Origin of the sequence: Vibrio neptunius, from assembly GCA_019339365.1 — a bacterium.
Classification (GTDB): Bacteria; Pseudomonadota; Gammaproteobacteria; order Enterobacterales; family Vibrionaceae; genus Vibrio; species Vibrio neptunius.
The window spans coordinates 294721-315389 of the sequence record CP079859.1 but is presented as its reverse complement, the minus strand read 5'-3'; the positions used below and the strand labels follow the sequence as shown (position 1 = coordinate 315389).

Annotated in this window: 16 protein-coding genes and 3 pseudogenes; 12 read left to right on the top strand and 7 right to left on the bottom strand. The window is 47.8% G+C overall.

Features of this window, described 5'->3' with window-relative positions; translation table 11 throughout:
• Nucleotides 1-3: 3 nt before the first annotated feature.
• Both KW548_01520 and bioH read right to left on the bottom strand, forming a co-directional pair.
• Nucleotides 4-474, bottom strand: coding sequence for an ATP-dependent Lon protease (locus tag KW548_01520; protein ID QXX06842.1), 471 nt, complete (start codon nt 472-474; stop codon nt 4-6).
• A 107-nt stretch (nt 475-581) separates the two neighbouring features.
• Entirely contained in the window at nt 582-1379 is a 798-nt protein-coding gene (gene bioH, locus KW548_01515; GenBank protein QXX06841.1) for a pimeloyl-ACP methyl ester esterase BioH, read from the bottom strand.
• Between the two features lie 58 nt (nt 1380-1437).
• On the opposite strand from bioH, the gene KW548_01510 reads away from it, so the two are divergent.
• The 4 genes and pseudogenes from KW548_01510 (at nt 1438) to cysQ (ending at nt 4358) form a co-directional block, all read left to right on the top strand.
• Nucleotides 1438-2142, top strand: coding sequence for a ComF family protein (locus KW548_01510; protein QXX06840.1), 705 nt, complete (start codon nt 1438-1440; stop codon nt 2140-2142).
• A gap of 93 nt (nt 2143-2235) precedes the next feature.
• Complete coding sequence (gene nfuA, locus KW548_01505) at nt 2236-2823, top strand: Fe-S biogenesis protein NfuA (GenBank protein QXX06839.1); 588 nt, start codon at nt 2236-2238, stop codon at nt 2821-2823.
• A 131-nt stretch (nt 2824-2954) separates the two neighbouring features.
• Entirely contained in the window at nt 2955-3503 is a 549-nt protein-coding gene (nudE, locus tag KW548_01500) for an ADP compounds hydrolase NudE (GenBank protein QXX06838.1), read from the top strand.
• A 26-nt stretch (nt 3504-3529) separates the two neighbouring features.
• Nucleotides 3530-4358: pseudogene (gene cysQ / locus KW548_01495) on the top strand (3'(2'),5'-bisphosphate nucleotidase CysQ).
• 148 nt (nt 4359-4506) lie between these two features.
• Here cysQ and recG read toward each other — a convergent pair.
• The 5 genes and pseudogenes from recG to gmk form a co-directional block, all read right to left on the bottom strand.
• Nucleotides 4507-6584, bottom strand: a pseudogene (gene recG / locus KW548_01490) (ATP-dependent DNA helicase RecG).
• Between the two features lie 248 nt (nt 6585-6832).
• A complete protein-coding gene (gene trmH, locus KW548_01485; protein QXX06837.1) occupies nt 6833-7516 on the bottom strand; it encodes a tRNA (guanosine(18)-2'-O)-methyltransferase TrmH in 684 nt (227 codons plus the stop codon).
• A gap of 66 nt (nt 7517-7582) precedes the next feature.
• Nucleotides 7583-9706, bottom strand: a complete 2124-nt coding sequence (gene spoT / locus KW548_01480) for a bifunctional GTP diphosphokinase/guanosine-3',5'-bis pyrophosphate 3'-pyrophosphohydrolase (protein QXX06836.1) — start codon at nt 9704-9706, stop codon at nt 7583-7585.
• A 40-nt stretch (nt 9707-9746) separates the two neighbouring features.
• Nucleotides 9747-10019, bottom strand: coding sequence for a DNA-directed RNA polymerase subunit omega (gene rpoZ / locus KW548_01475; GenBank protein ID QXX06835.1), 273 nt, complete (start codon nt 10017-10019; stop codon nt 9747-9749).
• A 115-nt stretch (nt 10020-10134) separates the two neighbouring features.
• Nucleotides 10135-10758, bottom strand: a complete 624-nt coding sequence (gmk, locus tag KW548_01470; GenBank protein QXX06834.1) for a guanylate kinase — start codon at nt 10756-10758, stop codon at nt 10135-10137.
• Nucleotides 10759-11217: 459 nt separating this feature from the next.
• On the opposite strand from gmk, the gene KW548_01465 reads away from it, so the two are divergent.
• The 8 genes and pseudogenes from KW548_01465 to KW548_01430 all read left to right on the top strand — a co-directional run bounded on the left by KW548_01465 (nt 11218) and on the right by KW548_01430 (nt 20639).
• Nucleotides 11218-11736, top strand: coding sequence for a sigma-70 family RNA polymerase sigma factor (locus KW548_01465; GenBank protein QXX06833.1), 519 nt, complete (start codon nt 11218-11220; stop codon nt 11734-11736).
• 2 nt (nt 11737-11738) lie between these two features.
• Nucleotides 11739-12683 (top strand): FecR domain-containing protein, encoded by a 945-nt coding sequence (locus KW548_01460; GenBank protein ID QXX06832.1) that lies wholly within the window; start codon nt 11739-11741, stop codon nt 12681-12683.
• 98 nt (nt 12684-12781) lie between these two features.
• Nucleotides 12782-15879: pseudogene (locus tag KW548_01455) on the top strand (TonB-dependent receptor).
• A 154-nt stretch (nt 15880-16033) separates the two neighbouring features.
• Nucleotides 16034-16735 carry a transferrin-binding protein-like solute binding protein gene (locus KW548_01450; GenBank protein ID QXX06831.1) on the top strand — a complete coding sequence of 234 codons (702 nt, stop codon included), beginning with the start codon at nt 16034-16036 and terminating at the stop codon, nt 16733-16735.
• 72 nt (nt 16736-16807) lie between these two features.
• The gene (locus KW548_01445; protein QXX06830.1) at nt 16808-18286 is read left to right on the top strand and encodes a DUF560 domain-containing protein; all 1479 of its coding nucleotides are present in this window, start codon (nt 16808-16810) and stop codon (nt 18284-18286) included.
• Between the two features lie 241 nt (nt 18287-18527).
• The gene (gene exbB, locus KW548_01440) at nt 18528-19322 is read left to right on the top strand and encodes a tonB-system energizer ExbB (protein QXX07957.1); all 795 of its coding nucleotides are present in this window, start codon (nt 18528-18530) and stop codon (nt 19320-19322) included.
• Between the two features lie 13 nt (nt 19323-19335).
• On the top strand, nt 19336-19758 hold the full coding sequence (exbD, locus tag KW548_01435) for a TonB system transport protein ExbD (protein QXX06829.1): 423 nt from the start codon (nt 19336-19338) through the stop codon (nt 19756-19758).
• Complete coding sequence (locus KW548_01430) at nt 19755-20639, top strand: energy transducer TonB (GenBank protein ID QXX06828.1); 885 nt, start codon at nt 19755-19757, stop codon at nt 20637-20639. The genes exbD and KW548_01430 overlap by 4 nt, the downstream gene beginning before the upstream one ends.
• Nucleotides 20640-20669: the final 30 nt, after the last annotated feature.

Genomic DNA, 20669 nt, shown 5'->3' with positions numbered 1-20669 from the left:
GTACTACAACACCGCAATGACATCTGAAGGTGTATTGGGTGCAACCGCATCACCGTAGTGAAACTTAATCACGGTTCTGCGCTTGGCCATTTTGCCTTCAGTTATCGCCGCATCGATTATGTGCCTTGGTAACCGAAAGCGCATCGCGTAGCCCTTGCCCTGATCTTCACTGTAGCTGTCCAGAGCAATCAATTGAAAAATCCGTTCGAGCGTATCTTTCGGATCTTCCTGATAAGTGGCTTTAACGTCTTCCTGTTCGCTGGCTTCATAGCTTGGGTGCTCAGCCGGATCCCAAGAGGATTGTTGTCGCCTTTTATCATCGGCTTTAACTTTACGTTCTGCGTTACTTTTGGTTAATGCCACAGTGGGAGTGACGGGCTCGCGGACTTTATTGTCTCTGGCTGCCTGCTCCGTTTGCACATTAACCGATGGGGCGATCAGCGGTACACTTACATTTGTAGGTGATACGAGCATTTAACCTCCTCACGCCATGCCAAAAATACAATAAAACAGCGTTTTCTTGGCTTGGTTACTTATCGGCCTGTAGAGTCATAATTTTAGCGTGTTGGATAAAATAATTGTTATCTGTCAGTAGAAAAGCGAGTAACTTGCTGACAAAACTCATTAAATTCCGTCATGAATGGTGCATGTGATGAAGCGCTAAATACATAGCTCTCACTGGTTGGCATCAATGTATCCACCTCAGTAGCGACTTTAGCCGGTACCAAACCATCAAGGCGTCCATATAAGCGTAGGGTGGGTATTGAGATATTAGGTAGCGCCTGACGATAATCTACATGTGCCAGTAGCTTTAAGCCAGTGAGTAGGGATTGAGGATTTGGCTCTGGACGAGATAGGATGGCTTTCTTGAGGTTTTTGACGTCTTGTCGGGCAGAAGGGCTACCCATTGCCTGTAAAGCCATAAAGCGCTCTACGGTAACACGAAAGTCGTCGACCAATTGTTCTGTAAACGCATTCAATACTTGAGGTTGTATTCCGCGCCAGCGTTTGTCTGCTGAAAACTTAGGTGAGCTTGCCACGGTGATCAGTTTAGTGATGCGCTCAGGGTGATGAATAGCGATATGCGTTGCCACCAAGCCGCCCAAAGACCAGCCGAGCCAAATTGCATTGTCTGGGGCGCTCTCCAGCACCTGTTGTATGAGTTCTTCCATCGTTTCGAAATGCAATTGATGGCTATGGCCAAACCCAGGTAGATCAACAACGTGTACCCGAAAGTGCTCACTTAACTGCTCAGCGGCCTGATGCCATACAGCGCCATTCATTCCCCAACCATGTACTAAGACCAAATCGTTACCATGACCCGTTGATTGCCAATATGGCGTTGTTGGTTTGATCTCATTTTGTACCACGTTTTCCATCCTTTACACCTGAATTAAAGCGGTAAGTTAACTATTGAGTTCTAAGATATTGAGCGCCATGTTAACCGATTGGATCAAGAAACACACAGCCTACCTGTTGCCAAGTCATTGTGATTTATGCCAGATGATAATTGAATCGCAAGCGACCCATCCCTTGTTTTGTTGCTTTTGTCAGCAATGTTTTGCGCCAGTTGCGCGTTGCAGACGGTGCGGCTTAGTGACGCCTCAATCTGTGGATATGTGCGGAGAGTGTTTAGTTTCCCCACCGTTGTGGACAAATTTATACTGCGTTGGGGATTATCAACCGCCGCTATCGAGCTATGTTCACCGCCTGAAATATGAAGGCCAGTACTGGCAAGCTAAAACCTTAGCTTTGCTTCTGGTACCGCGTATCGACACACGACCAGACCTAATTACTTTTGTCCCTTTGCATTGGCGTCGTTACTGTTATCGAGGCTACAACCAAAGTCATCATCTGGCATGCCAAATTGGACGAGCACTGGCCGTACCTTGTAAAGCGCTCTTTAAAAAGGTGCGAGCAACGGACAGGCAACAAGGAATGAATAAAAAGCAGCGTAAGGAGAATGTTCGTCGGGCTTTTTGTCTGAATCAATCGATAAAGGCTGGGCATGTTGCTATTATCGATGATGTGCTAACTACGGGCAGTACCGTACATCAATTATGCCAATTGTTGCTTGATGCCGGTGTGAAAACGATTGATATTTACTGCATTTGCCGCACTCCGGAACCTTCTAATCGCTAAAGTAGCGCTGATTTGATCTAAAAGGCTAGATCTTGAGGAAATCAGGAGTAAAATGGCGCTTAAATAACCTACAAATTTACTCAGGTATTCGTCGTGTCAAATCCTATTACTATTACTGAAAATGCCCAAAAACACTTTGCTAACCTTTTGAGCCAGCAGCCAGAAGGGACAAACATCCGCGTATTTGTTGTGAATCCAGGGACGCAAAATGCCGAATGTGGCGTTTCTTACTGCCCAACTGAAGCGATTGAAGCTTCAGACACTGAGATCAAGTATGAAGGTTTCTCCGCTTACATTGACGAGCTGAGTCTACCATTCCTTGAAGATGCTGAGATTGACTTCGTCACTGACAAGATGGGTTCTCAACTGACGCTGAAAGCGCCTAACGCGAAAATGCGTAAAGTCTCTGATGATGCACCATTGGTTGAGCGTGTTGAATATGCAATCCAAACCCAGGTTAACCCCCAGTTAGCAGGTCATGGTGGCCACGTTAACTTAGTAGAGATTACCGATGACGGTGTTGCGATTGTTGCCTTCGGTGGCGGCTGTAATGGGTGTTCTATGGTCGACGTGACGCTAAAAGAAGGTATTGAAAAAGAGTTACTGCAACAGTTCGAAGGAGAACTGTCTGCGGTTCGCGATGCAACAGAGCACGATCGTGGCGAGCACTCTTACTACTGATAAATGGTTCAACATAAGATTTAACCATATGTACGACAAAGGGTTGACGAAAAAGTCAGCCCTTTTTTGTTTTCAAACATAGCAGTTTTCTCATATATTAATGACTTCCTCTACCGCTAAGGAGCAAGCAAGTGTCTAAACGGAATCCACCAGAAATTTTGGAAAAACAAACAGTAGCTCGATCCAAATTATTTGCTATTGAGGCACTTGATTTACGTTTTAGCAATGGTGTCGAACGGACTTATGAACGCATGAAACCGAGTGGTCGTAATGCCGTCATGATGGTACCGGTGACTGCAGAAGGAGACATACTACTGGTTCGTGAGTATGCGGCGGGTACAGAGCGTTATGAGCTTGGTTTTCCTAAAGGTTTGATTGATTCTGGAGAATCTCCAGCACAAGCAGCAGACCGAGAGCTAAAAGAAGAAATCGGTTTGGGTACCAACAAACTGACGCCAATGAAAGATGTAGTGCTCGCCCCTTCTTATTTCTCAAGCAAAATGACCCTGTTTATCGCAGAGGAACTATACTCAGAACAACTAGAAGGGGATGAACCGGAACCACTGGAAGTGATTCGCTGGCCACTCGCTCAAGCCGAAGAACTTCTGACTCACCTCGATTTTTGTGAGGCGCGCAGTATTACCGCGCTGATGCTTGCTCTACGTATCTTAAAACCATAATCAATGTAGAGCGTGAAGGATTGACTATGCCAATGACAGAAGACCTTTCCCACCATTTGCCAGCCGTAATTGATATTGCCCGCTCGGCAGGCCAACTCATTCTCGATATTTATGAGAAAAAAAGAATACCAAGCCTACACCAAAAGTGATGAAACACCTGTCACTAGTGCCGACATCGCGGCACATAAGCTGATTATGGAACAGCTTGCTGAACTGACGCCGGATATTCCGATTTTGTCCGAAGAAGCGGCAGACATCAGCCTCGAAAAACGCTCACAATGGAGTCGCTACTGGTTGGTTGATCCACTCGATGGGACCCAGGAATTTATCGCTCGCAGCGGAGACTTTGCCACCATTATTGCACTGATCGAAAATCATCAACCAGTAATGGGCGTTGTGTATGGCCCTGTGTCTGGTGTGACTTACTATGCCTATAAAGACAAAGGGGCGTGGAAGATTCCCGATATGGATGAAAGTGTGCGGATCAAATCCCACAATCATGATGGTAAGGCACACCCTATCGCGATTGCGATCAGCCGTCGTCAGGACATCAATCGTATTACTAGTCGTATGAGCAGTGGTTGGAATTATGATTTGGTGCCTTTGGGATCGGCAGCACTTAAAGCGTGCTTGGTCGCTGAGGGTGCTGTGGATTGCTACCTCCGCCTTGGACCGACCGGAGAGTGGGATACCGCTGCGACTCAGTGCATTGTTGAAGAGGCGGGCGGTCGGATTCTAAGTACTCAGCTTGAGCCTCTGTCCTACAATGAGCGTGAAACCTTGGAAAACCCAAACTTCTTGGTTCTTGGAGATGAGAACTTACCTTGGGATGAGATTTTAAAGGTGAAGGACTAGAGAATCGATATAAGCTATCTACTTGCCTTCAGAGATCCCAACTCGCTCGTGCCTCACTCTTGAGGATAACGTAGCTAAAACGTGTCATTCCATAGAGCGACGAAGGAGTGAGTAGGGAATCTCTCAAAGAATTCTGTTCACCTACCGCTTACGCCTTCGAATACATATCTCTATCACCTAACCAGCGGTTGATAATCGCAGCTGCATTGTCTGGGAAGTTATCATGAATATGACGTGCGACACGCTGTACTTCAGGTATGAGATGCTGATCGCGAACCAGATCGGCGATTTTAAAGTCGGCCATACCAGTCTGCTTAGTACCCAAAAGTTCACCGGGGCCGCGAATTTCCAGATCGCGTTGAGCTATCACAAATCCATCATTACTTTCGCGAAGTACTCCTAAACGCTTTTGTGCTGTTTTAGACAATGGAGAATGGTAGAGCAGTACACAGTGGCTGGCTACACTACCTCGACCCACTCGCCCGCGTAACTGGTGGAGCTGAGCCAATCCCAATCGCTCCGGGTTTTCAATGATCATTAAGCTTGAATTGGGGACATCAACCCCTACTTCGATGACAGTTGTGGCAACCAGCAGGTGTAACTTGTTGTCTTTGAAATCTTGCATGACGGTTTGTTTTTCGGCTGGTTTCATCCGGCCATGTACCAAGCCAATGTTAACGTCAGGCAGCTTTCTTTTTAGCTCTTCAGCGGTATCGGCGGCGGCCTGAGCTTCCAATACTTCTGACTCATCGATCAGTGTGCATACCCAATACGCTTGTTTACCTTCATTGAGGCAGGCGTTACGTACACGTTCGACAATATCATCTCTTTTTGTATCCGGAATGGCGACGGTCTGGATAGGCGTGCGCCCTGGGGGAGTTCATCAATGACGGAAGTCTCGAGATCGGCGTAGGCGGTCATCGCTAGCGTTCGTGGGATGGGTGTTGCTGTCATGATCAACTGATGAGGAAATGCACCCTGCTTCTCTCCTTTTTCACGGAGTTCAAGACGTTGATGGACGCCAAATCTGTGTTGTTCATCTATGATGACTAACGCTAGGTGATGAAAGGCGACGTGTTGCTGAAAAAGCGCATGAGTACCGACCACCATTTGCGCTTCACCGCTGGCAATTTTCGCCAGCTCAGCCTCTTTGGCTTTGCCCTTCAGTTTGCCAGCTAGCCAACCAACATTGATGCCCATAGGTTCCAGCCATTGAGCAAAGTTAATCGCATGTTGCTCGGCCAGCAGTTCAGTCGGTGCCATTAACGCCACCTGATAGCCATGCTCTAGCGCCCTAAGCGCTGCTAATGCAGCGACTAAAGTTTTTCCCGATCCCACATCTCCCTGAACCAAGCGCATCATCGGGTGAGGCTTTGCCAAATCTTGCTCAATTTCAGCTACAACTCGAGATTGCGCTTTGGTTGGAGAAAAAGGTAATTGATCCAACAACTGCTGTTTAAGTTGGTTACGCTCAGATAAAGGCAGAGCAACATCCTGCTGACCTTTGCTGCGAACGGAAAGCATTGAGAGATTCTGCGCCAATAATTCTTCCATGATCAGGCGTATTTGTGCTGGGTGTTTGCCTTCATCAAAGGCTTGTAGATCGATGTTAGGAGTCGGCCTGTGAATCGTATGTAGAGCCTGAGCCAGTGATACCTGCTGGTTATACAGGCCGGATGGTAAGAGCTCTTGTACTGCTGCTTTATCAATAAGCTCCAACGCCTGATCGGTTAAGTTACGCAGAGTGATCTGGCGTAAACCATCGGTCGTTGGGTAAACCGGCGTTAGGTTTTGTTCTACTTCAGTAGGCTGATTTGGGGCGTAAAACTTATAATCGGGATGGACGATTTCCAGTCCAAAACTGCCACGTTTGACTTCACCGTAGGCGTGGATAGTTTTGCCTTCAGCAAAATTGTTTTTCATGCCTGCTGTGAAATTGAAAAAGCGCAGCGTAATAGTGCCATTGCCATCGCTGATTTTTACCGACAACATCTTGCGCTTACCAAACAAAGTATCGACACTCATGACTTTACCCTGTACGGCGGCCCATAACCCGGCATGCAACTTAACAATGGGGTAAACGCGAGTGCGGTCCTCGTATCGCAGAGGAAGATGGAATAAAAGATCTTGTACTGAATTGAGCCCGACTTTCGCCAGTTTTTCTGCCACTTTGGCACCGACGCCAGTCAGAGAAGTCAAAGGGATAGCAGATAGTAATTGGGACATAACAAAGCTCGGTAAGTTATTCAGTAAGTTACATAGGCGATTACCCTAATAGTTAACCACTGAGCTGTGTTTTTGTACAGGGAAAAATGAACAGAAAAAATCGGGAACGCCTGCGAGGAGGCTCATTGTCATTCCATAGACTGACGAAGGAAAGAGTAGGGAATCGCTCAATTCATTGGTAAAAAAAGAGATCCCCAATTCGCTCGTCCCTCACTCTTGAGGATGACGAACGAGCGACAAAGAGAAGGCTACTTCTTCTGCATTTCTGCCCACCATTCGTCATCGGCGATGATCTGGCCTTCTTCATCCAATGATGGGTAAGGCACTCCTTTCCGTTTAGCGACTTTGGCTAGGACCGGATGACCCCGTTCAAACAAAATGCGATGAATAGTGTCTTGCGGTAATGTGCTGACTTGATTGGAGTACATGCCAGCTTCTTGGCGTTGGCGTTGAGCTTCATACATGATAACCGCGCTCGCGACGGAGACATTGAGTGACTGCACCATCCCAATCATCGGGATGATAATATCCTGATCAGCCAGTTGTTTGGCCTCTTCTGAAGCGCCAATTTTCTCGCTACCAAGAATAATTGCGGTCGGTTTGGTGTAGTCGATCTCACGAAAATCGACTGCAGTTTCAGACAAATTAGTCACCAATATCTGCATGCCCTGAGACTTGAGCTCGGCAACCGCTTCATTAATAGAATCGTGGGTTTCGACTTCGACCCAGTTTCGCGCGCCAGCAGAGGTATGGCTGAGCGTGCGCATCTCGTTGGGCCATACAGCATGAATTTTGTGAATTCCAGTTGCGTCAGCGGTGCGGATCACTGCTGAAACATTATTGGGTTTATGTACTTCTTCAAGACAGAAAGTCAGGTCAGCCTGACGAGACTTGAGCACTTGTTGGATTCGGTTGTAACGTTCTGAGTTCATAGTAGTCGTAAAATAAAAGCCCTTGAAACTGTCATTCCAAGGGCATAACTCTGTGTGAGTAGGTCGTTAGTTTTTGCGACGGCGCACTTTTAGTGCGTTCGGCATCGCTTTAATCTTACGCATGATTCCAGCAAGGTGAACACGATCTTTGGTCGTGAGCAATACGGTCACTGTGTAAAGTCGACCATCTCTCTCTTCGGTAGAAAGACCATGAATGTTCGAGCCAGTTTTGGAGATAACATTAGTCAGTTCAGCCAACACACCTTGACGATTTTGCACATCAACATACAGTTCAGTGATGAACTCTTGGTCGTACTCTTCTGACCATTCCACGGCCATATATTTGTCTGGTTCTTTCTGATAACCGCGTACGTTTGGACATGTCTCACGGTGAACAACCAATCCACGACCCGGTGAGACGTGGGCAATGATGTGATCGTCTGGTATTGGATGACAACAGTTGGCGAAAGTCAGCAGTAACCCTTCCGCTCCACGGATTGGCAGTTTCTTCTTCGGCTTATTACTATCGCTGCTTGCCACTTCAGTGAGTTCATCGACATCACCCAGTAAGCGACGAGCTATCACAATACTCATCAGCTCACCTAAGCCAATATCTGCTAGCAAGTCTTCCACGCTGTCGACTTTTAGCTCAGAAAGTACATGATTGATATTTTCTTCGTCGATGTCAGACAGGGACATATCGCCCAACGCATGATTGAGCAGGCGACGACCAAGCGTGATTGATTCTTCGCGACGCATGGTTTTCAGAACCTGACGGATCTTGGTGCGCGCACGTGAAGTCACCACATAATTGAGCCACGCTGCATTCGGGCGTGCACCCGGAGCGCTGATAATTTCAATCGTCTGGCCATTTTTCAGCGACTTGCTGAGAGGATAAGGATTACGATCAACTCGCGCGCCAACACAGGTGTTGCCTACATCCGTATGGACAGCATAAGCGAAGTCCACAGCGGTAGCCCCTACTGGCAGTTCGACAATGCGCCCTTTCGGTGTGAAAACGTAAATCTCGTCTGGGAACAGGTCTGATTTCACGTTTTCGATGAATTCAAACGAGTTACCTGCGCTTTGTTGGAGCTCAAGAAGACTTTGCATCCATCGCTGAGCTTTCACTTGCGCGGTGGTACCAGTGCGATCGCCATTACCTTTGTAAGACCAGTGAGCGGCAACACCTTTATCCGCCATTTGATCCATATCTTCGGTACGGATCTGCACCTCGACAGGTACGCCGTGAGGGCCAACCATCGAAGTGTGAATAGATTGATATCCGTTAGCCTTAGGCACCGCAATGTAATCTTTCATGCGACCTGGACGTGGCTTATACAAGCTGTGAACCTGACCGAGTACGCGATAACAGGTATCGGCGTCCTCAACCACAACGCGAAACGCATAAATGTCCATAATGGTATGGAAGCGCTGCTCTTTGGTTTTCATCTTGTTATAGATGGAAAAGAGGTTTTTTTCACGACCAAACACACGGGCTTTGAGGCCGACTTCTTCAAGACGGCCTTCGATTTCACTATGGATGCGTTGGATCATCTCTTTACGGTTGCCACGCGCCGATCTGACCACTTCTTTAAGAACGCGGTAGCGGTTTGGGTATAACGCTTCAAAGCCGAGCTCTTCAAGCTCAGTTTTTATGTTATGTATACCTAGGCGATGGGCAAGCGGCGAGAATATTTCCAGCGTTTCACGGGCGATACGACGTTTTTTATCCGCACGAAGAGCACCCAAGGTGCGCATGTTATGTGTGCGGTCAGCCAGTTTGATCAGAATAACGCGAATGTCTTGCACCATGGCAAGAACCATTTTGCGGAAGTTTTCAGCCTGAGCTTCTTTGCGGTCTCGAAATTTAAGCTTATCCAGCTTAGATACACCATCAACCAATTCAGCCACTGTCGTACCAAACTGAGTTTCTAACTCTTCTTTGGTGACTTCTGTATCTTCAATGACATCGTGAAGTAGAGCCGCTTGTAGCGTTTCAATATCCAGACGCATTTCGGCCAGAATACGAGCAACGGCGACGGGGTGGATGATATAAGGTTCACCGCTTGAGCGGGTTTGCCCTTCATGGGCGTCTTTCGCTACCACATAAGATTGACGCAGAGCCTCAACTTGAGGCTCTGATAGGTATTCTTGGGCAACGTCTTTTAGGCTATCGAATAGATACAAACTTTAGGCCCGGAAGATAGTTGATGAGAAGAAAGTCAGATTAACGACTGTGAGCGATGCTGCTTACAGCGGCTAGTTCTGCTGCTTCTTGTTCCTGCTGTTCCTGACGCTCTCGAGCATCTAGGATTTCTTTAGTGATCAGGCCTTCTTCGATTTCGCGCAGAGCGATAACCGTTGCCTTATCATTCTCTTCTGGCACTAGTGAATCTTTACCGCCAGTTTGCATTTGACGAGCGCGGCGAGCCGCAATGAGAACTAGGTCGAAACGGTTGCCAACTTTTTCAACAGCGTCTTGAACAGTTACGCGTGCCATGAGGACTCCAAATTAGTTAACTAAAATTTTGTATGACGAGAAAGTATACAGTCTCTGTGTTCCCAGTGTCTAGTTCAGAGTATGCAGAGACTGTATTTCTTGAGAAACAGCTTGTTTATTCTGCTAAAAGCGCGTCAAGCATGCCTTTATATTTAGCAGCTTGCTTATCTTGCTTCAATCTTTCTGCACGGATGATGGCTTTAAAATCCATCAGTGCGCTATCGAAATCGTCATTGACGATCACATAGTCGTATTCGTTGTAATGTGAAATTTCTGATTTTGCTTCGGCCATGCGCTTGGCGATAACGGCATCGCTGTCCTGACCGCGAGCATTTAAGCGGCGCTCAAGCTCACCATTAGACGGTGGCAGAATAAAAATGCTCTGCGCCTGAGGCATTTGCTCGCGGATTTGGCGTGCCCCTTGCCAGTCGATATCAAGGAAGACATCAATGCCTTTATCGAGATTTTCTTCAATCCACGGGCGAGAAGTACCGTAGTAGTTGCCAAACACTTCGGCGTATTCAAGGAAGGCACCTTGGTCGATCAGCTCTTCAAAATATTCCTTTTGTACAAAATGGTAGTGGACACCATCTTGCTCACCCGGGCGCATGCCGCGTGTTGTGTGCGATACAGACACTTTCATGGCGTAAGTCGGATTGGTTTCCAGCATGGCTGAAATCAAGCTCGATTTACCAGCGCCGCTTGGTGCAGATACGATATAAAGAGTGCCTTTGCCCATAGGTACAATTCCACGTTTGATTTGATCGTGCCGACTTGGAAAGCCGACATGTTAAAGATAGCACCGACCATGAAGGATCACCGAAGTGGTGAAAATTAGGTCAGAAAAATGGAGGCGAAGAGTAGCATGATCCTTAGGATCATCACAAGTATTTGCGTGGTGAGCTGCCGTTTTTAAAATGCAGATAATCGACGCGTTTCTTCCTGTGAAATGCTCAGTTGAATGCCCCTGATGGATCTCAACTTCTCCTTATCAATCAGTCCCTTAAATGGGGTGTCGTGTGGTTAAATTCTTTTTTGTCTAAATTTTAAGTGTAATTAACTGATTTATTTATGATTTAGACAGTAGATTGAATTCCCATAGCACACTTTTTTTCAATAATCGTTGCTTATGAATAAATTTTAATGATAATTATTTTCATTTGTGATCTTATGCAACTGAAAGAAGGAGTGGCAAATTATGACGGCCATCAGCCCTGTGGATATCAACGAAGTGGACAGCATGTATCGAGAGCATCATGGCTGGCTTTCGTTGTTTATTCAGCGGAGATTGAGCTGCCCTCAAGTCAGTGCTGATCTGGTTCAGGACACGTATTTGCGCCTTCTTGTTAGTGGTAAATTGCCCGAACGTAAAGATTCCCGTCGTTACCTGACACATATTGCGAAAGGTTTAGTGATTGACCTCTATCGCCGCCGCCGGATTGAAACAGCCTATTTAGAGCTGCTCGAACAGCAGCCTGAGGATGTGATCTCATCGCCGGAAACTCAGACCATGATGGTGGAAGTGCTGGTGGAGATTGATGCGATGTTGCATAAATTGCCATTTAAAGTCCGTCAGGCTTTGGTCCTGAGGCAGATGGAAGGCTTGAGTTATAAGGAAATTGCTCAGCGTCTGGACGTGTCGGTGTCTTCAGTGGAAAAGTATGTCGCCAAAGCGTTGCAAGGTTGCATGCTGGTTGCCATGGAAGGTTATTACTGAGCATGGAGCGTGTATCTCGTAAATCAATTGAACAGGCGTCTTTATGGATGGCACGCATGTGGTCTGATGATGTGACCGAGCAGGATAAGCGTGCATTGGATCTTTGGCGTACTCGTCACCCGGATAATGATTATGCTTGGCGGCAAATGGAGTCGTTACAGCAAAAACTGACCTCACTGCCGGATCCGCATTCGGGGAGTAAGGTTCTAGGAACCTATCGTCAACGCGTGTCACGCAGACAAGTGTTGATTTGGGGAAGCGTTTCTCTAGCCACTATGAGTTTGGTGCTTTCTAGTGATGCTGCCATGCTACAGGGTGAAACAGAATATGCGTCTGCCACAGGAGAAGTAAAGCCGGTAAGGTTATCAGATGGTACCGTGGTGGTGCTCAATACTGCCAGTCGTATGCGTGTCGACTTCAATCAGCATCAGAGAATTATCCGCCTGATGGAAGGTGAAATTATGCTCACCACTGGCCATCACCTGACGCCTTTCCATGTTATCACTCCACAGGGCAGCGTGACGCCGATCGGGACTAAGTTCAGTGTTCGCCTTGAATCTGAACAGACGCGGGTCAGTGTGTTCGAAGGCGAAGTCATCGCGAAGTCTCAGCGACAGGCACAAGGCCAGCATCTGCTCGCTGGGGAGAAAAGCGAGTTTAGCGCTTACCATCAAGGCCGAAAACAGAGCTTGCTCGCCACGGATGCGCTGTGGTTAGAAGAAAAAATCCTTGCCCACGATACGCCGCTACCGGAATTTATTACTGAGCTGTCCCGTTATCGCCGCGGCGTGATCAAGGTATCCCCTGAGTTGTCAGCGTTGCGTATCTCCGGCGTGTATTCGATTCGAGATACTGACCAAACACTGGAAAACCTGCGCCAGCTGTTGCCTATTGAAGTGCACTTCCGTACTCGTTTTTGGGTCAGTATTTCCAGCAAAAGTGCATGAGTGACTGACAACTTGCATAATTTTTCTCTTATCGATTGAGGCTTTGACTCATTCGCTCGGTGTAATCACTAGTTAACCCAGCGAATAAGGACATAAACGTGCCGTCTCCTTTCACCTCGAACCTTTTGTCAATGACAATTCGTACTCAACTCGGCTTGGCTTGTCTAGCATTGCCGATTGTGGCGCTATCTGCTCAGGCACAGAATTTCGATATATCCGCAGGCGACTTAGATAGCGTACTGAATCAGTTTGCGCTTCAGGCAGGTATTGAGTATTCGATTGACGCTAGCCTGAGTCAGGGTCAATACAGCTTGGGTTTACAGGGAGATTATCAACCAGACGACGCGTTTCGTATTTTACTGGCGGATGCCGGACTCAGTGCGCAAAAGCAGGTTGATGGCTCGTATCTAGTGGACGGTGGTGATGAATGGTCGCTGGATGCGATTCAGGTCGGGACCAGTCTTGATGGTGGCATAAGCCGCGATGAAGCGGGGGAAGCCAATGTCTACGATAGAGACACTGCGACTGAATACCGTGGCAAGGAAGAACTTGAGCGCTTCAAAGGGGCGGACGCTTCGGACATCTTCAAAGGGATGGCCAACGTGCACAGTGGCGATGCGCGTAATGGCGGTGGTATTGACCCGAACATTCGCGGCATTCAGGGGCCGGGACGCGTCCCTGTGATTATTGACGGTACTGAGCAGGCGATTACGGTGAACAACGGTTATCGCGGGGCGTCTAACCGGAGTTTTCTCGACCCGAACTTGATTGGTGGCATGACAGTTCATAAAGGTGCTCAAATCAACCCAGACGTGAATACCTCAGTGGGTGGAGCGGTGGAAATCACGACGTTATCTCCACGAGATATCGTCCAACCCGGCGAGACGTTTGGTATGGAATTTATTGTCGAAAGCAGCAGTAATTCAACGGCACCAGAAGAGCCGAGGCTATATACAGGACAAGACGTTAGCACCATTCCAGAATATGCCAATCTAGAAAACCCGGCTCAAGATTTGATTTATACGGATCCTGCTCTGGTGATAAATCCGGATAAGCGTCAGGATGATAATCCGTTAAACGGTGAAGATACTGCCTATCGACTGGCTGTCTCGGGCATTGGGCCAAAAGTGGAATGGCTCGCGGCTTACGCTTATCGTAATCGCGGTAACTATTTTTCGGGCAAGAATGACGCGGGATTCTATCAACAGCCTTGGGATGGCGATGAATCTCAGGAAATCGAAAACCGCAGGTTGTTTATTCAACCAGAGCATTTGGCTTTGGTCTACCACCCCGGTGAAGAGGTACCGAATACTTCCTCCAAAATGGAGTCCTTTTTAGGTAAGTTTGCCTTTAAGCTAAACTACGACACTAAGGTCGAGTTTGGGGCTCGTTATACCCAGAGTGTTCATGGTGAAATTCTCGCCGATCGCGCTGAGACGAGGTATATGTCTGGCGTGGCTCAATGGCCGTTAAATGAGACCAGACTGCAAGCCTACAATCTCAAACTGCGTTCTAAGCCTGATAATCCCTATATCGATTTTAAATCCAACCTGTGGATGACTTTGTCCGATGTTAGTTCAAATTCGGGATCCGGTTCCCCCAACAGCCTGACAGATGGCTCGACAATTATTAAAAACACAGCACGCATAAACTCTGAAGAAGATCGCTATGGCTTGAGTGTCAGCAACAAAATGCGGCTTGGTAACGATGTTGATTTCACTCTCTCTGGTAACTACCAATTCCATGAGCTGGCACCTAAAGGCGACTTGAACGCTGTGATTGAGGAGTTTGAACAAGCGCGAGCGGGGAGCGAACGGAATACAATGGCAGCGCCAATATTGAGTGGCGGGCTACGGAGTCGTTGATCTTTAACGCGGGTGTTCGTTATGGCTACTACAAAACCGTCGATAACTATGTCAAAAATCGCTTGGCAGCGGGCGATACTCAAGCGTTATCTCAATATGGCAGTGAAGGCTATAAGCTTTCTTACCAGATGAATGTGCCGATTACTGAGGAGAATCGTGCGGAATATTTATCTGGTATTGAAAGTAGCATCAGAAATGAGAATACCCCTTTAAACGAAGAGATTGCGGATTTAAGGCAGGCAATAAACAATGTCCCCCCTTTCCTTATTCCCGTTGTGCAGACACAGTTAGCTGCCAAAGTTATTGAGCAGGATGCGCTAGTAGCTCAGGGAGTCGCTGACGCTGCCAAACACACATCTTATGTGGAAGATATTGAGTCAGAGTGGCGCCATGATGGGCAGAATAACTACAGTGCATCAGACAATGGCTGTATTACCGCTGCCAACGACCCTAACTATGTGGCGGGCAGTTGCTCCGCACAATCCATCAGTGCTTCCTCTGCCAGTACCTATACCAATACCGAATCAAGTGACAGCGGTTGGATGCCATCGGCTTCTCTAACTTGGTTAATGACCGAAGACAGCCGCAGTTATATTCGCTACGCCGAATCATTGCGTTTTCCTAGCATGTTTGAAAGTACGGTGGGCTTTTCGGCGGTGCCATCGGTGTCATCGCCACTTAACTCCGAGCGTTCCAAACTCTGGGAGCTGGGCTATGTCTACTATTTCGAGCACGCCAATATCAAACTGACCTACTTTGATCAGGTGATTGAAGATGTGATGGACAGAAATACGTCACTAAATACAACCAGCTTTACTAACTTAGAGAAATTGAGTACCAGTGGCTTAGAGTTGCAGCTGGATTATGACGATGGCGATTATTTTGGTGATTTATCCGTTGCCTACAATCTAGAATACGAAGTGTGTGATGAAAGTGCCGCCACGCAGCGTTTTATGGCGGACATTGCTAGCACGGGCTCCGCGGAGTATAAACAATGTCGACGTGGTGGCTTTAGCGATACGAGTTATCTTGCCAATAAAATCCCCCCTGAAATCAGTGGTAGTGTTCACTTTGGGGCACGATTCTTTAACAAGAAGTGGATTGCTGGAACTCGCACCTATTATGCGGCAGACAGTCATTCAGAAGACTATGTTCAACGCGATCATGTAACCACTGTGGATGCATATATTGGTTACGCCTACAACGAACACCTTCAGTTTGAAGTACGGGGCAGTAACCTAACCGATATGTACTATCTCGAACCTGGAGCCGTGACTGGGATTCCTGCACCGGGGCGAACCATCAGCGTCAAACTGACCAGCCGATTCTAACTTCAATCAAAAAGCCGCAGCTAAGACTGCGGTTTTTTCATGCTTATTTACGGGTTCCTCTGTTTCATCCGGTGTATGGAATGAAGCTGTTGAAGACAGCGGATAGCAACGTCTGAGCAGCAGATGACAACATATAGCCTATAAGGATTGAATAATGAAAATCGTACAACTTTCATGGATTTCAGCGGCCATGCTTGGCCTAAGCTCACTGGCACATGCTGGTTTTGATGGTGCCATCAGTGATGGTTCACAGCGTCAGGTGGGTGAATCTGAAGTCTGGGTTCCGTTTATCCACTCTAAAGGTAAAGCAGGTATTGGTAGCACAGGTGGCAAGAAGGTCGACTTTGATGGTTTAACTGTTTTTGCTAGCCAAAATGGTGATGTGTATACCTCTGGCAGTGACCACAACAACTCTAAATACGTTTTCTCTCAGGTTGCGGGTCAAGATATCTGGTTTGGTGAATGGTCTTCAGGTACTGAAAATGGTCAAGCTGTGGATCGTGCAGTGTACTACGTGGGCAATGACACAGGCACGACGGTACCTACCTCTGGTTCAGCGACCTATACAGTCGCTGGCATCAATAATGGCGCGACGTTGAGCGGCCAGTTCACGGCGGACTTTGGTGCTCAAACACTTAACGGTGCTCTTTCAAACAGCAATTTGGCGATCAATCTGTACAACAACGCTATTAATGCCTCTACAGCAGAATTCTCTGGAACAGCGGTGGCGAATGGCATGTCTATCGGTCACTCTCAGGGCCACTTCTTTGGCGCGGATGCCGCTTTTCTAGCAGGCTTTGCTAAGTTTGCTGGCGACAGCACGCTCAATACTGCCTTTGGCGGTAGCAAAAACTAATTTTTGTTTTTGTCTTTCTCTTTTGGGGAGCAAGTGACTTGCTCCCATTTTTTCTCCGATTGAAAAACATCAATGAAAGTCGACCGTAACTTTATTCTTGGCTCACTGTTTATGGTGAGCGCGATTTACTCCTCTTGCTCTTATGCGGATCAGGATACCGACTTACGTATCCAGCAACGTGACGCGTTATCTTCCCGTCAGAACGAAAATGCTCTTCTCGAAGAAGAACTGGAAAAAGAACGCCTAGCCGAACAGTCTGCGTCAAGCACTGAGTCGAGTGTAGAGAATACCGCTAATGAGCTTGGACCGGCATTGCATCTCGCGGTCAGGCAACGTCAATGGGCACTGGCAGATAATCTGCTGCAAAGGTATATGGCGTTGGCGGATTTCGATCCTATGCTGGTGCACTACGCATCGGGGGCACTGGCACGCAATGCGCGTGATTATGATCGGGCAGAAACGCACTACACGACATTACTTGAGATGCAGGAAAACTTTTTGCCCGCAGAACTGGAGTTAGCTCGCGTCTGGTTTGAAGACAGAGAAAACAGTGCTTCTTTGTCGTTGTTTAATGAGATCCTCAACCGCTTGCCTGCTGATAACCCAAGAGCGGCGGGAGTCCGGAATACGGTAGAAAGCTTCGTTAGTGCACTGGAGTATCGTGATGATTGGCAAGGCGCGTTTTCCTTTGGGCCGACCTACAATGACAACCTGAATTTGTCCTCGAAACATTATGAATGCCTAGTGTATTTCACCAATGGTCAGTGCTTTTTAGAGCGCAGTGCTCCCAAGGTTAAATCTGCCTATGGTGTTGACTACGACGCCAGTTTAAATCGACGCTTCTCGCTGAGTGGTCATCATGGCTTGCAGCTACGCAGCTTTGCCTATGGCACCAATTACCAAAACCACAAAGAACATAACGAGCAGACCTTAAATGTGACCTTTGGCTACAGTTATCAGACCGCCAAACATCAGATCAGTATTGCGCCGCAGTTCGAGTATCGCGCCTTAGCGAATCAGGCTCTGTTTGCTTCGGGCGGTTTCAAGGCGGATTGGTTTGCTAATCTTGGTCAGACTTCTGCCATCAAATTTGAAGTAAAAGGTGAATATCTCGATTATCGTAATCAAACCTTTGCTTACCAGTCCGACTGGCAATGGTCGGTCTTTGGCACCTATTGGCATCAGTTACCCGATGAGTGGCTATTGTTTGGTGGCTTAGATTGGACATTGAAACAAAACCGACAGGCTGTACATGAATACGATTTGTGGGGAGGTCGATTGGGTGTGAATAAAACCTTCATATCGCTGAACACTGATGTGGCCTTATTCGCTTCGCTGAGGCAACGTATTTATGGTGACTTCAATGCGGTGCTCGGTGAGCGGCGCGACGATACTGAGCAAAATTATACCTTAGAGGTGACGCTGCCAGAGCTGTTTGCCGGATTTCAACCGCTCATCGAAGTCAAAGCCAATCAGACCAAGAGTAATGTAGATTGGGCATACAGTTACAAGCAGCATCAATACAGTCTAAAACTAGAAAAAAGATTCTGAAAATAATCAATGGCTTATTGTTTTTTCAAAAAATAATTAAAAAACTTTTACGGATTTTTCATTGTGGTTCGGTGTTACTGATAGAGGTGCACGTGTTTGGCTAGGCATAGTGCGCACAGATAAACCGAATGTGAGTAAAACAATGGAATGCTTATCCAGATCACTACTGATTATTTGCTTTTTTTTAGCGGCCCCATTCAGCTGGGCTGAAACAACGTCAGAAACCGGGTCACAACCCGTTATGCAGGAAAGTGCGACCATCGTAGAGAAGGCTGAAATCTCTGCGCTTCCTGCACCGGTGAGCGACAACATGTCGCCACCGGATTTGGTCGCCGCTACTGCTCAACACGACATGTCCCCCTATGGCATGTATCAATCGGCTGACTGGGTGGTCAAAGCGGTGATGATTTTACTGCTGGTGGCCTCAGGCGTGACTTGGGCGATCGGTATCGCAAAGCAAATCCAGTTGAACCTAGCGTGTCGCCGTGCGCGTCATATTGTTAATGAATTGCTTGATTCTGAAACCTTGGTCGAAGGCAAGCTGCGCTGCGGCAGTGCAGAAGGCGCTGGGCTGGCGTTGATTGAAGCTACAGAAAAAGAACTGGCGTTGTCTGCCCGAGCAGATAATGAGGACGGTATCAAAGAGCGCTTACAGCTCAGGCTTGAACGTGTTCAGGCTGGTTTAAGCAGTGCGATGGTTGGAGGTACCGGAGTGCTGGCAACAGTGGGTTCCGTTGGCCCTTTTGTCGGGCTATTTGGCACCGTTTGGGGGATCATGAATGCCTTTATCGGCATCGCCAAATCTCAAAACACCACATTAGCTGTCGTAGCGCCGGGGATTGCAGAAGCGTTGTTGGCAACGGCGATTGGTTTGGTGGCCGCGATTCCTGCGGTAGTGCTTTATAACCACTTTACTCGCGGTGTCAGCCAGTATCGCGCGCTTATGGCAGATATCTCTGCAGCGCTGATGGTACTGGTGAGCCGAGATCTCGATAGAGAGCCCGTTTCTATCGATGGAAAAAAGTTGGCAGCCTGAGCGGAGCATAGAGATGGGATTTAAAGTTGCTTCGCAGCAGGACGAGTTGGTGGTCAATCATGAGATCAACATCACGCCGTTTGTTGATGTCATGCTGGTGTTGCTGATCATTGTAATGGTCGCGGCACCACTGGCGACGGTCAATATACCGGTCGATTTACCCACGTCTTCGGCTGCACCGACACCTCAACCTAAGGCTCCGTTTTACTTGACTGTTAGCACCGATCTGGCGCTGACATTAGGCGAGGAGAGTACGGTGACTCTCGAACAACTGCCTCAAGCGCTAGCCCAAGTACTGCCTGATAAAGAGCAGCGGATCTATTTACGTGCTGATAAAGCACTGGATTACCAAAGCTTGATGAAAGTGATGAATGCGTTGGTCGCGGAAGGTTATGCGCAGATCGCTCTGGTCGGATTGGAACAACCAGAGAAATGAGAGGCAGTCAGTTAGGCAGATCCACGGCGCATGATAGCTTTGGCCCATGGTTGTTACCTGGAATCATCATTAGTGTCGGTTTTCATCTGGCTGTCGCGGTTTATTATTTGTACCAACCTAAAGCTGAACTTATTCAGCCGCCAGCAGCGATTCCCGTCAGTGTTGCTTTGGTTGCCCCCGTCGCGGCGCCACATGTTGAGAAGCCCGCGTTAAACTCGGGTCCTGAGCAAAATGAGTCGATGGATTCTAAGGCATCAATGGCTCGCCCAGAGCCGCTTGAGCCACAACAGAAGATCCAACAAGAGATCGAGAGTGTGCCGGAGCCATCTCCGATTATAGCTAAAGAAGCACAGCGCTCTTCAGAGATTGCGACGCCTGAAAAACCAATAGAGACGAAGCCAAAAACGACAGCAGAGAGCAAACCTGTCGCGCAGGTTCAAAAACAGTTGGAAACGCCGCAAGCCGAGACACCTTCAGTCAGCCAACAGGCTTCGGTCGCTCAGATTAAAAAGAGCGCGCCACAGCTTGAAGTTGAAAAGGTACACAAGCAGGTTCAAGGCGTATCAGGTGCATTTAGCCAGCACCTCAAACAAATTAAGATGAGTTGGAAGCAGCAACTGGTGCTGCATCTTGAGCAGCATAAGCAGTATCCGCGCCGCGCTAAGCGGATGCGTAAACAAGGTGTGCCCTTGATTACTTTTACTATGGATAGAGCGGGGCAGGTACTGGGCGTCAAACTGGTACGCAGTAGCGGAACAGAATCGCTCGATAAAGAAGCGGTGGATCTTGTCTACCGTGCTATGCCATTGCCATTACCACCAGATGAAATCAGTGGTGCGACCTTAACTTGGACGGTTCCGGTTCGGTTCTACGTTCAGTAGTGAATGAATCTAGCATTTGAGTGACCTATA